The sequence below is a fragment of the Collinsella sp. i06-0019-1H4 genome, assembly GCF_042849575.1.
GTDB lineage: Bacteria > Actinomycetota > Coriobacteriia > Coriobacteriales > Coriobacteriaceae > Collinsella.
This window is the reverse complement of record NZ_BAABYB010000001.1, coordinates 441,305-454,874: the sequence shown is the minus strand read 5'-3', so window position 1 is coordinate 454,874 and position 13,570 is coordinate 441,305. Positions and strand designations below refer to the sequence as shown.

The following is a 13,570-nucleotide window of genomic DNA, read 5'->3' as shown; positions in this document are numbered from 1 at the left end:
GTGCACGTAACATGCGGTATTCATTATAGGCGCTTGAGAAATACTTTCGACACTGATTGCGCTTTACCACACAAAAGTATTTTCTGCATTGCAAAGGTTTTTGCCCTAAATGGTCGTATTTCTCGGTGGGCGGCATACGTAAACGGGGGCATTCCGCATAAAAGCGAAACACCCCCGTAACAATCGCTCTCCATGAGCAGGGCACGTTAGCAGGCCCGAAGCTCAAAAAGATGCGCTACAGGCGCTCGCGAACCGCCTCGACGACGTTGTCCAGATCGGCGAGCACCTCGTCATGGCTCTGCATGTCGCGCACTTTGACCTTGCCGGCGGCAAGCTCGTCGCCACCCAGGACCAAGATGAGCTTGGCGCCCACCTTATCGGCTTGCTTAAACTGGGCCTTGAGCGAACGGCCCTGATAGTCGGCCTCGGTCACGATACCTGCGGCGCGAAGCTCCTGCGTAATGGCAAAGACGTTCTGACGCAGCTCCTTGCCGGCGTTGGCGACATAGACGCACGGGGCCTCATCGGCACCCAAATCGCTGCCAAAGGCCTGCAGGGCCAGCAGGGCGCGCTCAAAACCGACAGCAAAGCCGACGCCCGCCGTGGGCTTGCCACCCTCGAGCTCGACCAGGCCATCGTAGCGGCCGCCGCCGCCGATGGAGCCGACGCCGGCGCCAGGGGCCTCGACCTCAAAGACAGTACGGGTGTAGTAGTCCAGGCCGCGCACCAAGGTGGGATCCTCGACATACTCGATACCGGCGGCATCCAGATAGCGCTTGACCTGCTCGTAGTGCTCGCGGCACTCATCGCACAGGTTGTCACCCATCAGCGGAGCCTCGGCCATGATCTCGCGGCAGTGGTCGTTCTTGCAGTCGAAGGCACGCAGCGGGTTGAGCTCGGCGCGCTCGCGGCACTCATCGCACATCTCGTCGGCGTGATCGAGGATGAACTGCTTGACCTGCTCGCGATAAGCCGGACGGCACTGGGCGTCACCCATCGAGTTGATGAGCAGACGAAGCTTGGAAAGATCGAAGCCCAGGCGCTTGTAGAACTCCATGAGCATGATGATGCACTCGGCGTCTGCCGCCGGATCGGGAGCGCCGAGCCACTCGATGCCCACCTGGTGGAACTGGCGCAGGCGGCCCTTCTGGGGACGCTCGCCGCGGAACATGGCCTCGGCGTAGTAAGCCTTAAACGGCGTGGAGCCCTGGGGCACCAGATTGTTCTCGACGACGGCGCGCACCACGCCGGCCGTGCCCTCGGGGCGAAGTGCCAGGCGCTGCTTGGGCTTGAGTTTGGTGTCGGTGCCCTCGGTAAAGACGCGCTCCAGGTTGGCACCGCTGAACACGCGGAACATTTCCTTGCGCACGACGTCGGTCGACTGGCCGATACCGTGGACAAACACGTCAACCTGCTCGATCGCGGGCGTCTCGATGGGTTTAAAACCAAACGGCTCGAACACGCCGGCAGCGATCTGCTGCATCTTTTGCCAGGCGCGCATCTCGGCGCCGATAAGGTCGCGGGTTCCCTCCGCCTTCTGTGCCTGCATGGGCAAACACCTTTCTTTTGTATCGCGTCATAGGTAGTGGTCATTATACGGCACAAAAACAAAACGCGGCGGCGCGTCTGACCGAACGAGGGTATGGGGGCTCGTTCGGCCAGATGCGCCGCCGCGGTTTGCGATCCGTTTTCCTCCGTCCCCTTCGGATCACGTGATCCCTTGAGGACGGAGGAAAACGGGGCATTTCGTAGGCCCGTGGCCGCCCTGGAAGCCGAATGATGGTACGAGCATCCATTCGGCTTCCAGGGCAGCCACGGACAGAACGGGGCAAACAGAAAAGAGCACGTAGACCTGCCACAGTTCACCGACAAGGCTCATGCCGGCAAGAACGGCAGAGGTGGCGATTACAGTGAGGGAGCCCAAAACGCGACCGCTTACTTTATCGGCAACATGACCGATCACAAGTGAGCCGATAACGCTCACCACGGTGGAAATGGCGTTGGAGATGTTGTACTGCGCAAGCGTGATGCCCAGGTCGCTGACGACGAGCGGCTGAAACAGGCTCATGCAGTTAACGAAAATCGTGTAGCACGTGGCCATGATGACAAAGCCGGAAGCCACCACGAGCCAGCCGGGGAAGAACTTACGCTGCTGGGACATACTGCTCCTTTTTAAACAAACGAGTAGCAAGATTGGGTGCTACCGGTGGTCGGCGATGTAGCCCAAAGCGACTGCCGCATAAGCCGCGGCGCCAAGGGGAAGCTCGGCATCGCTAAAACGTGCCTTGGGATGATGCTGAGCAAAATGCTCGTCCGTATCAGTCACGGCAGCGCCCACGGTAAAGTACGCACTCGGGATCTCACTCGAGATCAACGCGAAGTCCTCACTCGCCATGGCGTGGAACAGCGGCAGGAAGGTGGCCTTGGGCAGTGTCGCACCCACATAGCCAAGTGAAGCCTGGGTCATATTGTCATCGAGTACCAGCGGCGGAACATCCGAGAGCGTCTCGATAGTCGCCGGCGTACGATAGGTCGTGGCAACGCCTTTGACGACCTCCGCGATGCGGGTCTTGAGGTGCTCCATGAGCTTGACGTCGAAGCCACGCAGCGTTCCCTCGAGCACACAAGTGTCGGGGATGACATTTGCGGCCTGACCGCCGGCGAACTTGCCAACGGTAAGCGCGACCTCCTTGGCCGCCGGCACCTCGCGGGAGATGAGCTCCTGAAGCGCCAGATGCACATGGACGCCGGCCGTGATGGGGTCGATGCAGATCTCGGGGCTCGAGCCATGGCCGCCCTTGCCCTGAAGCGTGACGCGAAAACCGTACACGCCCGAGAGCGCCGGGCTGCCGTAGAGCACCAGGCCAAGCGGCGACTGGCTATTGACATGCATGGCAAAGGCGGCCTGGGGGCGTGGGCTCTGCAGCAAACCGTCGACGATGGCAGCACGGGCACCCTCAAAGGTTTCCTCGCCCGGCTGGAACAGCAACTTAACCGTGGCGTTGGCGTCGAGAAGCTCGGACTCGCGGGCCTTGAGCATACGAGCCGCACCAAGCAGCGCCGTCGCGTGCATATCGTGACCGCAAGCATGCATGCAGCCATTGGTGGATGCAAAGGGCTCGCCGGATTCCTCGGCAACGGGAAGGGCATCCATGTCGCCGCGGAGCATGATGACCGTACCGGCCTGCTTGTCCGTGCACGTACCGTTACCCCGAGCAGCAGCTGCCGCGCCGGCACCGATAAGGCCAACGACACAGGAGCCGTCGACAAGCACGGCATAGGGAATATCCATCTCGTCCAGACGCGCCTGGATAAAGGCGGACGTCTGCGGAAGGTTGTTACCCAGCTCGGGCATCTGGTGTAGATCGTGTCGCCACACAGCAAGCTCGTCTGCAAAAGTCTGAGCTTCTGCAACAAGACCGTCACCGATAGCGGCCTGCGCCGCTGCGGTAGCCTTGGGCGCTGGTTGCGGTTGAAAATCGGACAAAGCTGGTGCCATAGATGCCCTCCAGTAACGTTTTTGCAGCAAGCACTTTGATAGCATAAAGTGCAAGGTACAACTTTAAGGGCGACGCATAAAAAATGCCGCCCCGGGAGGGCGGCGCAACAAGTTGTTTACAATTGCGGGCGCGGCTTTTTGCGCAAAAAATCGAAGTGAGTCTCACTCAAGATAATCGACAGGAAGATAAGCACGAAGCCGGCGAGCAGGCGCGAGGTGAGCGCCTCCCCCATCAGCAGCACCGAAAACAACACGCCCGAAGGCGACTCCATCGAAAGGAGCAGTGAGCCCGTCGAAGCCGGGACATGCGCCAGGCCGACGTTTTGGATGAGCAGAGCCACGCATGTGCAGCCCACCGAGAGAAACGCCATCACACCGATAAAGTTCGGCGTCCACACGGACAGAGGCGCCTGGGTCTCGAATAACAGCGACGAAACCAGGCTCAGCACGCCGTTGCCCACAAACATCCAAAACGTGATAACGTTGATGTCCATTTTGCGACCGTACTTGGCGGTCACCGCCATCTGGATGGCGAAGAAGACCGCGCCTGCCAGCGTAATGACGTCACCGATGTTGAACTCGACGCTATCGAGCGCCACCAAGCCAATGCCCGCCAAGCACAGCAGTGCCGCGCCCAGGTTATAGCGGGTGAGTTTTTCTCCGCTCAGAAAATAGCTCGCGAACGGCACGAGGATGCAATACGTGCCCGTCAAAAAAGCATTCTTGCCCGCCGTAGTATATGCCAGACCGACCGTCTGCAACGCATAGGCCGCCCACATGAGCACGCCCATACTCAGGCCAACGATCAGATTGCGAGCGTTGAAATGTGCAGTGATGCGCTTGTGGAAGACGGCAAACATGACCAACGCTGCAGGCAGAAAGCGTACATAGAGCAGCTCGAACACCGGAATGGTGCCGAGTGCGTCCTTCATAGTGGTAAAGGAGTAGCCCCAGATGACCGCCACCGAAAGTAGCAAAACTTTCCAGAACAGCGGGGAGCGTGCGCCGGCGCCCCTGGGAATACCGCCCGCGCCCAAATCCTCACGGGCCACAGGGCTATCGGGCATGTTTTCGATTTCGTTGGCAGCGTATTGGGCCATGGAACATCCTCACACTCAATCTGGGCGTGGTGTCCGCACGCGTATGGCTGCGTGCCGCCTCATGGTCAAATAAAAACGGGGCGCACCGGACCCCCGGCACGCCCCGCTACTGTAGCAACAACCAAGCAGCCCACGCAATCCAGCCCACTAAAGCGTCGGCAGAGTAAACCTCGATGTTTCGTCGATGTCACGCTGTTGCACTAAATAAGTTTCGTGCTTTCAAGCTTTTCGATGATCCAGTCGTTGGCTTTGATGACCGGGCGGCGGAAGATGACGCCCAGGGCCAGCGACGGAATCAGATAGCTCGCCAGAATACCCAGCTCAACCCAGTACTCCATATGGTAGGCGCCAGCCATGGCGGCATGCATGGCGTTGATGCCGTGAGTGAACGGCAAGAACGGATAGATCGCCTGGAACACAGGGCCGGTCATCTCGATGGGGAACGTGCCGCCCGAACCGCCGACCTGCATGACCAACAGCACGACTGCAAGCGCCTTGCCGATATCGCCAAACGAAACCGTAAGCGTGTAGACGATATTGGAGAACACGAGACTCGCGACCCAGCCCGCTAGCACAAACTGCAGCGGGTTGTCGCACTGAATGCCAAAGAACAGAATGTCGCCCGCGCACACGAGCGTTGCCTGCAGCAGAGCCAAACCGCCAAAGAACAGGTAACGACCCAGATAGATCTCGTGCAGGCGCACGGGGATGAGCTCGTTGATAAGCTCATCGTCAACCGAGACCTTCATCATGGCCGCCAGTACGATCGAGCCGACCCAGAGCGACAGAATCGTGTAGAACGGCGCCATGGCCGAACCGTAGTTGCGGATCGGATAGACCGGCTTACGGTCGAGTGCGACAGGGCCGGAAAGCGACACGGCCAGACCCTCGGGATCATTGCCGATCATCGTCTTGATCGTGGCTAGATCATCAGACATAAGGGCACCGTCGAGCTCGTCCTTAAACGCGCTGATCTTGCCCGACGCCTCGCCCAGCTGATCGGAAGCCTTGTTGACCAGCTTTGCAGCCTTGGAGAGGCCCTTTGCCAGCGAACCGGATGCGTCGGTCAGGCCGGCAACAGCACTATCCAGGTCGCCCGAGATACCGTTGAGCGAATCCAAAATGCCCGAAATAGTCTTCTTGAGCTCCTTGGCCTTAACCGAGAACGTAGAGTCGTAGTCAATCTTGGCGCCCGAGATACCAGCCTTGGCATCCGCGATTGCCTGATCGACCTCGGCACGCGACTTGTTAACCTCTGCCATGCTATCGGAGAGAGACTTCGCGGTGGCCGCCAGATCCTTGGCATTGTTGCGGTACTCAACGGCGATTCTGCCCAGCGACGTCGCGGCAGACTTGAGACCGTCCTTCAAATTCTCATCGCTCACCTGGTCGGCAAGGCTGCGGAGCTGATCGGCCATCTCATCGATATCCTTGGCGCGCGCATTGAGGGCCGCAGCGGCATCGTTGAGTTGGGACACCGTAAGGTCGACATGCTGGTTCGCGGCATCGAACGCCTTCGCGAGCTCGGCAGACACATTGTCGAACGAACCCGCACTTCCATCGATCGCGGCATCGATGGCATCGCTTGCCGCCTTAAGCGCTTCTTTGGAATCATCGATGCCGCTTTTGGCATGTTCCATGAGCTGCTTTGTCGACTCATCGACGGCACCGGTCTGCTTGAGCATGCCGCTCGCCGACGTCAGCGAATCGGACGTGGAGCTCAAAATGCCCGCAAGCGACGTTGCGCTGGCCTGAACGTCCTTCAGGTCCTGGACCGAATCGCCGAGCGTCGAGGACAGGTTGGCGATAAAGTTGCTGACCTGGTCGGTGCTCATGTAATCGAGCAGGCTGGACACCGTCTTAAGACCGATGCTCGTAATGGTCTCGGTAAAAGATTCGTTAACCTGGTTCTGAACGGCGCTCGAACCCTTCTCGGTCACGATCTGCGCGATGGCGTTGGCCTTCTGGTTCTCGTAAAACTCGATATCGGCGTGTTTCACGTCGGTCGAGAAAAGCGTCATCATGTCGGCGCTAAACGTTTTGGGGATAACGACGGCAGCATAGTACGCGCCCGACTTAACGCCCTCGATAGCCTTTTCGCGATCGTTAAGCACAACCCAATCGAAGCTCTCGTTGCCGCGTAGGGTGGCGGTCACGTTTTCGCCCACGTTAACCTCGACGGGGATCAGATCGCTCTCGTAACCCTCATCGGTGTTGACCACGGCGATCTTAAGATTGCCGGTGTTGCCGTACGGATCCCAGCTGCCGGCGATGTTAAACCACGCGTACAGACACGGCACGATAATGAGGCCCATCACGACAACCAAGCCGATTACGGAGCGAGACACGTTTTGGACATCGCGCTTAAACAGATGCAGGATGTTCTTCATTTATGCCTCACCTCCTTTGGAGTGCTTGCCAAGCGGGGTGGTATCTCCATCATTTGTGGCTGTGCTGTCGCTGCCCTGAGATTTATGGTGCGAGCCTATATGCGGCAAGCGGCCCGTGGACTGATCGCCACCCTTGGCACCACGCTCGCTGGCGTTGAGGCCAAACATGCGGCGGGCGGCAGGAATGGCGGCCGTGTGCTCGCGCATCTCGCGACGCAGGTCCTCATCGGAAAGCGCCGAGATGCGCATCTGGGTATTGAGGCTCGCGCGGATGTATTCGATATTGATAAGCCAGCCGCAGATGGCAATAACCGAGATGATCCAAATGACCAGCAGGATGATCTTGCCGTTATTGTCGATATCGAGAACCGTCGACAGGACAAAGAGCAGGACCTGGACGCCCACCACGGCGGCAAAACCGCCCTTGATGTAGTACGGGTAGCGATGTTCAAAGGCGACCGCATGATCGAGCAGTTCGCGACGGTACGAATCGGAATCGAGCACGACGCGCATGGCCGTTCGCAAGGAGTAGCGCTCGCGCGGCAGGTCGTTAGACTCGCAAATCATCATACCGGTCGTGGAAAGCTGTTTATCAAAGAGCAGGTTGAGGTTGAGCAGCAGCGGACGCAGCTGCAGGCCGATAAAGAGCGCCACGATCAAGAACACGCCCAGAATGCACAGGTTAAACAGGTAGTTGAACGAATACATGCCGCCGACCGTCTCACGCAGCAGATTGATGCCATAGGTAAAGGGCAGCAGCGGGTGCAGCCACTGGAAGAAGCCGGGCATCATCTCGATGGGGTACATGCCCGACGAACCCGGGATCTGCACGATGACAAGAATGACGCCGATTGCCTTGCCGATATGCTTAAACGTAGTGGACAACGCGTAAATGATGTTGACGTACGTAAATGAGATGGCGATGCCGCCCAGCACAAATAGGAGCGGACTGACGCACTGTACGCCAATGACCAGATCTCCCACCGTAACGATAATGGCCTGCAACGCGCCCAGGATCACCAGGAGCAACCAGCGGCCAAAGTAGCCCTGACGCGCGGTAAAGCTGCCAACGCCTTCGCGATCGACCTCGAGCTTGTAAATGGCGATGAGCACGTAGCCGCCCACCCAAAGCGCCAGATTGGTGTAGAAAGGAGCAATGCCCGAGCCGAAGCTCTTAACCGGATAGATCGACTTGGAGGTCAGCTCGACCGGAGATGCCATGAAGTCAGCAACGTCATCGACGTCGACGCCCATCAGGTCGGCCAGCTCGCCCATGGACTCGGAGGTCTGCAGCGCCGCGATGTCGTTGGCGGCGGTAGCGAGCTTGTCCTGGACCTTGGCAAGCGAGGCGTCGGTCTGGGACAGCGTGGTCTTGGCCTGACCGAGCGTAGCGTTGAGTTGCGAAAGTGTACCGCGCGCACTTGCAATAGTAGGCGTGAGGCCAGACACGATTCCCGTCAGATCACCCGAGACGGCGGCAAAGGAATCGAGCGCGCTCGAGGCCTTCGGCAGCGCGTTTTGACCCAGGTCCGTCTGGGCCTGGCCAAGGTTGGTCGCACCGGTCTGGATTGCGTTATTGATAGCGTCGCTGGCACCCGAGACAGCCGCGGCGTCATTCGCCATGGCGCTCGACTGTGCAGACAGACCGTCCTTGATGCTCTGAAGCTTTTCATTCTGCTCGCGGAGCAAATCGATGGTCGATACAATGCGCGCGTCAATTTCCTTGGAACCTGTCGACGTGTCATTGACGAGAATTTCCAAGTGCCCGATAACGGCCTTATTGTGGTCGATCGTCGCCTGGAGAGACTCGAGCGAGTTGTCGATGCGGGTGGTCGTAGATGTGATCGTGCCCGTCAGCTTGCCAATCGCAGCGTTCGCGGAGGCTGACGTCTTGGTGAGCGCAAGGCTGCCTTCCGAGAGCGCCTTGGAGAGCGAGGCGACAGAGTTACCCGCCGTGGCGCGAGCCTCGCCCAGCAGGTCGTTGCCCTGGGAGATCGCCTGCGTCAGCGACGGCGCCTGACCCTGCAGACCGGCAAGTGCTGCATCTGCCGAGGCAATGGAACCACACGTCTTATCGATGGCGGCATTCATGTCGCCAATCGAATCGCGCACTTCGCCCAACGTATCAGAAGCCTCTGATACCGAACCGGCCAACGAATCCTGAGCCTGGGTTGCCTTGTCCTTTAAATCGACTCCGGCATCCTTGGCAATACTGGCAACGGTCTCACCCACCGTGGAGACGAACTCCGAGTTAATCTGCTGCTCGATGGTGTTTGCACCGGTGTCGGTAACCTTGGGTGCAATAGCGCTCTTTTTCTCATTGACGTAGTACGTAAGCTTGGGCTGATGGTAGTTGCCGTCGAGCATCGAGACCAGGTTATCCGAGAAGTTCTTGGGGATTACGATGGCCGCATAGTACTCACCGCTCTCGACGCCCTCCTTGGCGTCGGCCGCCGAATCGACGAAGGTCCAGCCCAACTGATCGTTCTCCTTGAGCTGATCGACGACCTTATCACCCGCGTTGAGCTCACCCACCAGGTCGTTTTGGGTGCCCTGATCGTTGTTGGCGATGGCAATCTTGATACCCTGAGTGTTTCCGTACGGATCCCAGTTTGCCACGATGTTGTACCAGGCATACAGCGAGGGAATAACGCACACGCCGAGGGTAACCACCAAGGCGACGGGGTTCACAAGTAGTCGCTTAATGTCGCGCTTGAATATCGCAAAGGAGACCTTTGCATCGGATAGTTTGCTGCCGAGACTCACGCTTGGGCCATCCATCCTGTCGTTGAATCAAATCGTACTATCGACAACCATTGTACGTAGGCGCTTTAGCGTCTCAGAGCACAATGGTATTGAGTTTTGCGGGTAGCAATATACTACGAAGACGAATTAACGTACAGTTGTACAGTATCTTAAATTTCAGCAGGTCACAAAACCACAACCCCGACAAATAATTGATCCCTTGGGGAAGGAGGAAAACGGATCACCGAGGGGGTCGGCCTGATCCGGTGATCCGCTTTCCTCCGTCCCCAAGGGATCATTCAAAAGGAAACGAGAGTGGAAAATCTCCCACTTCAAGCCCGCATTCGAGCCAAAAGTGGGAGATTATCCACTCTCGTTCTAATCTAGTTACGGTGCCGTATCCCCGAACTACATCAAGTTGCAGACAGCCGCCGCGAAGGCCACGGGGTCCTCGGGCAAAATGCCCTCGACCAGCAGGGCCTGGTCATAGAGCAGACCGGAATACTGCTTGATCTTGTCGGCATCGCTCGCCTTCTGGGCGGCGACGAGCTTGGCGAAGACCGGGTGCTTGGCGTTGAGCTCGAGCACGCGCTGGCTCTTGGGCATACCGTCGGGCGCGCCCTCGGGACCCTTCTGGAGCACCTTCTCCATCTCGAGCGAAAGCGGGCCCTCGGTGGTGATGCACGCGGGAGCATCGGTCAGGCGCGCAGAGACGGCGACCTTCTCGACCTTGTCGCCGAGCGCCTCCTTCATGGCGCTAAAGAGGTCCTCGTTCTCCTTGGTGGCGTCCTCGGCCTCCTTCTTCTCGTCCTCGGTCGCCAGGTCAAGATCACCGGTCGCGACGTTCTTGAGCTCCAAGTGACGATCCTCGACCTCGGGCTCAGCACCGTCGGCAACGGCCTTCTCGGCAGCCTCGCGGGCAGCATCGTCCTCGTAGATCTTGGGCATATCGGCGGCAACGTACTCACGCATGGCCTGGAACGTGAACTCATCCACATCCTGCGTCAGCAGCAGCACGTCATAGCCGCGGTCGAGCACGCCCTTTACCACGGGCATCTTGGCCAAGCGCTCACGCGAGTCGCCGGCGGCGTAGTAAATGGCCTTCTGATCCTCGGGCATGCCCTTGGCATACTCGGCCAGGGTAATCATCTTCTGCTCCTTGGCAGACCAGAACAGCAGCAGGTCGGCGAGCTCATCGGCCTTCATGCCATAGCTCGAGTAGATGCCGTACTTAAGACCGCGGCCAAAGTTCTCAAAGAACTTCTCGTAAGCCTCGCGGTCGTTGTCACGCATATCCTCAAGGTCGGCAGTGATCTTCTTTTCCACACGCTTGGCGATGGCCTTGAGCTGACGGTTCTGCTGCAGCGTCTCACGCGAAATATTGAGCGTCACGTCGGCGGAATCCACGACGCCGCGCACAAAGTTGTAGTAGTCGGGCAGCAGGTCGTCGCACTTCTCCATGATCAGAACGTTGGAGCTGTAGAGCGCCAGGCCCTTCTCGTAGTCCTTACTGTACAGATCGAACGGCGCGCGGCCCGGCACAAACAGCAGGGCGTCATACTCGAGCGTGCCCTCAGCATGGAAGCTGATGGTGCGCGCCGGATCGTCAAAGTCGTGGAACGTGGACTTGTAGAACTCGTTGTAATCCTTCTGTTCAACGTCGGAGCTGCGCTTCTTCCAGATTGGCGTCATGGAGTTGATGGTCTCGAGCTCCTGGTAGTCCTCGTACTCGGGCTTGTAATCGTCGCCGGCGTCCTCGGGCTTGGGTTTCTGGCGGCTCTTGCTCACCATCATCTGAATCGGGTAGCGCACATAGTTGCTGTACTGCTGAATCAGGCTCTTGAGGCCCCACTCGGTCAGGAAGCGATCGTAGGTCTCGGCCTCGCCGTCGGCGTCGAGCTTCTCGTTCTCACGCAGCGTCAGAATGACATCGGTACCGTGCTCGGCACGCTCGCCATCCTCGATGGTGTAACCCTCAAGACCGTCGGATTCCCACACATGGGCGACATCCTCGCCATAGGCGCGGCTGACGACCTTCACATGGCTGGCGACCATAAAAGCCGAGTAGAAGCCCACGCCAAACTGGCCGATGATATCGACATCCGAACCCTGCTGCTCGGCGTTCTCGGTCTTAAACTCCTCGGAGCCGGAATGGGCGATGGTGCCCAGGTTGCGCTCGAGCTCCTCGGCGGTCATGCCAATGCCGTTATCCGAGATGGTAATGGTGCGGGCGTCTTTATCAAAGGAGACGCGAATAGCCAGGTCGCCCTGATCGAGCTTGACACTCGGGTCCTGCAGGCTCTTAAAGTTGAGCTTGTCGACGGCGTCGCTCGCGTTAGAGATAAGCTCGCGCAGGAAGATTTCCTTATTGGTGTAGATGGAGTTGATCATAAGGTCGAGCAGTTTTTTGCTCTCGGTCTTAAATTGACGCATGTGCAGTCCTTTCGCGCTACCCCCGTCCGCAAAAACGGCCCGGTTGCCCGAGCCGCATCGCAGACCTGCTATGTTCAGACTTAGATTTTATAACCCATTAGCGCGCATATATACATACGGAATCGAAAAACTGTATGTCAGAGCGCTCTGATGCGCCAATTGCCAAGGAGTGCCCCAACTGCCGGCAGAAAAGGAACGTCCCTATCTGCCATCTACGCGCTTGGCCATCCAAGCATGGGGCTGGCCCTCGTCTTCATAGTCCACCGGGGCAATCTGTGTGTAGCCCGCCTTGGCATAGAGCGGCAGCACGTATTCCTGCGCATGCAGCTTAATGAGCTTGGCGCCGGCATCACGCGCGCACGTATCACTGGCCTCGACAATCTTGCTCGCCAGACCGCGACGGCGCATGCTCGGCAGTACAGCCACGCGCCCCATAATATAGGTCTCCCCCGCCGCGACGCCTTCGTCCAAATCGCACGCCGGCGACACCGGAGCCTCTGCGTCAGCCGCGCGCTCAAGCTCTTCGGGAAACACGCGCGAGCAACCGGCAAGCTCGCCGTCTACATAGAGCGTCACATGAACGCAGTTCGGGTCCTCGTCGATAGCGTCGAACTCATTCTCGTAGCCCTGCTCGTCCATAAAAACGACGCGGCGCACCAACGCCGCGTCATCAAAGCATCCCGTCTTAAGTTGAATATCCATGGCTGCCCCTTCATTCAATGCGAACGTTAGGGACAGATTTTAGCGAAAATGAGCTCCGCGCACGCTAAACTTCGCGCGAGCCTTCGCCAGGCAATCGTAATGACCCACGTTATGGGCATCGCTCGCGATGAAGCTGTACAGGTTCTGATCGAACAGGCGCTGTGCCGGCTTTTTCTCGCGACCAAAGCGACCGCCGGCAATAAAGTCCGCCGAAGCCTGCAGCTTGCAGCCCATATCGACCAGGCGCTCCGCCACGCTTACATCCTTTTGAACCGCACGATAGCGCTCAGGATGAGCGATGATCACCTGGTAGCCACGGCACTGCAAATCGTAAATCGTGTTCTCGTACTCTCTAAACGCATACGCATCGGCATGCGTCGAAAGCTCGAGCAGAAACTCGTTGGTTCCATCGAAATGCAAGTGCTCCGCGGCATCGATACCAAGCTCAACGAGCTTTCGATGGTTGACCTCGAAGCCCATCTGGAGCGGAAAACCGTCAGCGTTATCACGCAGCAGCTCAAAGGCATCCCACATCTTGTCGTAATCAAAATAGGGATCACGGCAGTGAGGAGTGCAAACGATTCTGGTTACACCGACCCGCTTGGCAGCCTCGAGCATCGCCAAGCTCTCATCGAGATCGGCGGCGCCGTCGTCTACACCCGGCAAGATATGGCAATGAATGTCACGCATAGGTCAGCCTT

9 protein-coding genes are annotated in these 13,570 nt (G+C 58.5%); all 9 read right to left on the bottom strand.

Going from position 1 to position 13,570, the window contains the following annotated elements; translation table 11 throughout:
- Positions 1 to 235: 235 nt before the first annotated feature.
- The 9 genes from hisS to ACGHEN_RS01860 all read right to left on the bottom strand — a co-directional run bounded on the left by hisS (position 236) and on the right by ACGHEN_RS01860 (position 13,559).
- Positions 236 to 1,549 (bottom strand): histidine--tRNA ligase, encoded by a 1,314-nt coding sequence (hisS, locus tag ACGHEN_RS01900; RefSeq protein WP_117640032.1) that lies wholly within the window; start codon positions 1,547 to 1,549, stop codon positions 236 to 238.
- 159 nt (positions 1,550 to 1,708) lie between these two features.
- A complete protein-coding gene (locus ACGHEN_RS01895) occupies positions 1,709 to 2,161 on the bottom strand; it encodes a hypothetical protein (RefSeq protein ID WP_390396942.1) in 453 nt (150 codons plus the stop codon).
- Positions 2,162 to 2,200: 39 nt separating this feature from the next.
- The gene (locus tag ACGHEN_RS01890) at positions 2,201 to 3,499 is read right to left on the bottom strand and encodes a M20 family metallopeptidase (protein ID WP_117839795.1); all 1,299 of its coding nucleotides are present in this window, start codon (positions 3,497 to 3,499) and stop codon (positions 2,201 to 2,203) included.
- A gap of 116 nt (positions 3,500 to 3,615) precedes the next feature.
- Positions 3,616 to 4,599, bottom strand: coding sequence for a DMT family transporter (locus tag ACGHEN_RS01885; RefSeq protein ID WP_117839796.1), 984 nt, complete (start codon positions 4,597 to 4,599; stop codon positions 3,616 to 3,618).
- A 200-nt stretch (positions 4,600 to 4,799) separates the two neighbouring features.
- On the bottom strand, positions 4,800 to 6,989 hold the full coding sequence (locus tag ACGHEN_RS01880; protein WP_390396939.1) for a YhgE/Pip family protein: 2,190 nt from the start codon (positions 6,987 to 6,989) through the stop codon (positions 4,800 to 4,802).
- Positions 6,990 to 9,755 (bottom strand): YhgE/Pip family protein, encoded by a 2,766-nt coding sequence (locus ACGHEN_RS01875; RefSeq protein ID WP_390396937.1) that lies wholly within the window; start codon positions 9,753 to 9,755, stop codon positions 6,990 to 6,992.
- 387 nt (positions 9,756 to 10,142) lie between these two features.
- Complete coding sequence (gene htpG, locus ACGHEN_RS01870) at positions 10,143 to 12,167, bottom strand: molecular chaperone HtpG (protein WP_390396934.1); 2,025 nt, start codon at positions 12,165 to 12,167, stop codon at positions 10,143 to 10,145.
- 201 nt (positions 12,168 to 12,368) lie between these two features.
- Positions 12,369 to 12,869 (bottom strand): GNAT family N-acetyltransferase, encoded by a 501-nt coding sequence (locus ACGHEN_RS01865; RefSeq protein WP_390396931.1) that lies wholly within the window; start codon positions 12,867 to 12,869, stop codon positions 12,369 to 12,371.
- Positions 12,870 to 12,908: 39 nt separating this feature from the next.
- The gene (locus ACGHEN_RS01860; RefSeq protein ID WP_117716627.1) at positions 12,909 to 13,559 is read right to left on the bottom strand and encodes a tyrosine-protein phosphatase; all 651 of its coding nucleotides are present in this window, start codon (positions 13,557 to 13,559) and stop codon (positions 12,909 to 12,911) included.
- Positions 13,560 to 13,570: the final 11 nt, after the last annotated feature.

Excerpts from the sequence above, each read along its gene's own strand:
- hisS (WP_117640032.1), bottom strand. The coding sequence starts at position 1,549 with ATGCAGGCACAGAAGGCGGAGGGAACCCGCGACCTTATCGGCGCCGAG.
- ACGHEN_RS01895 (WP_390396942.1), bottom strand. The coding sequence starts at position 2,161 with ATGTCCCAGCAGCGTAAGTTCTTCCCCGGCTGGCTCGTGGTGGCTTCC.
- ACGHEN_RS01890 (WP_117839795.1), bottom strand. The coding sequence starts at position 3,499 with ATGGCACCAGCTTTGTCCGATTTTCAACCGCAACCAGCGCCCAAGGCT.
- ACGHEN_RS01885 (WP_117839796.1), bottom strand. The coding sequence starts at position 4,599 with ATGGCCCAATACGCTGCCAACGAAATCGAAAACATGCCCGATAGCCCT.
- ACGHEN_RS01880 (WP_390396939.1), bottom strand. The coding sequence starts at position 6,989 with ATGAAGAACATCCTGCATCTGTTTAAGCGCGATGTCCAAAACGTGTCT.
- htpG (WP_390396934.1), bottom strand. The coding sequence starts at position 12,167 with ATGCGTCAATTTAAGACCGAGAGCAAAAAACTGCTCGACCTTATGATC.
- ACGHEN_RS01865 (WP_390396931.1), bottom strand. The coding sequence starts at position 12,869 with ATGGATATTCAACTTAAGACGGGATGCTTTGATGACGCGGCGTTGGTG.
- ACGHEN_RS01860 (WP_117716627.1), bottom strand. The coding sequence starts at position 13,559 with ATGCGTGACATTCATTGCCATATCTTGCCGGGTGTAGACGACGGCGCC.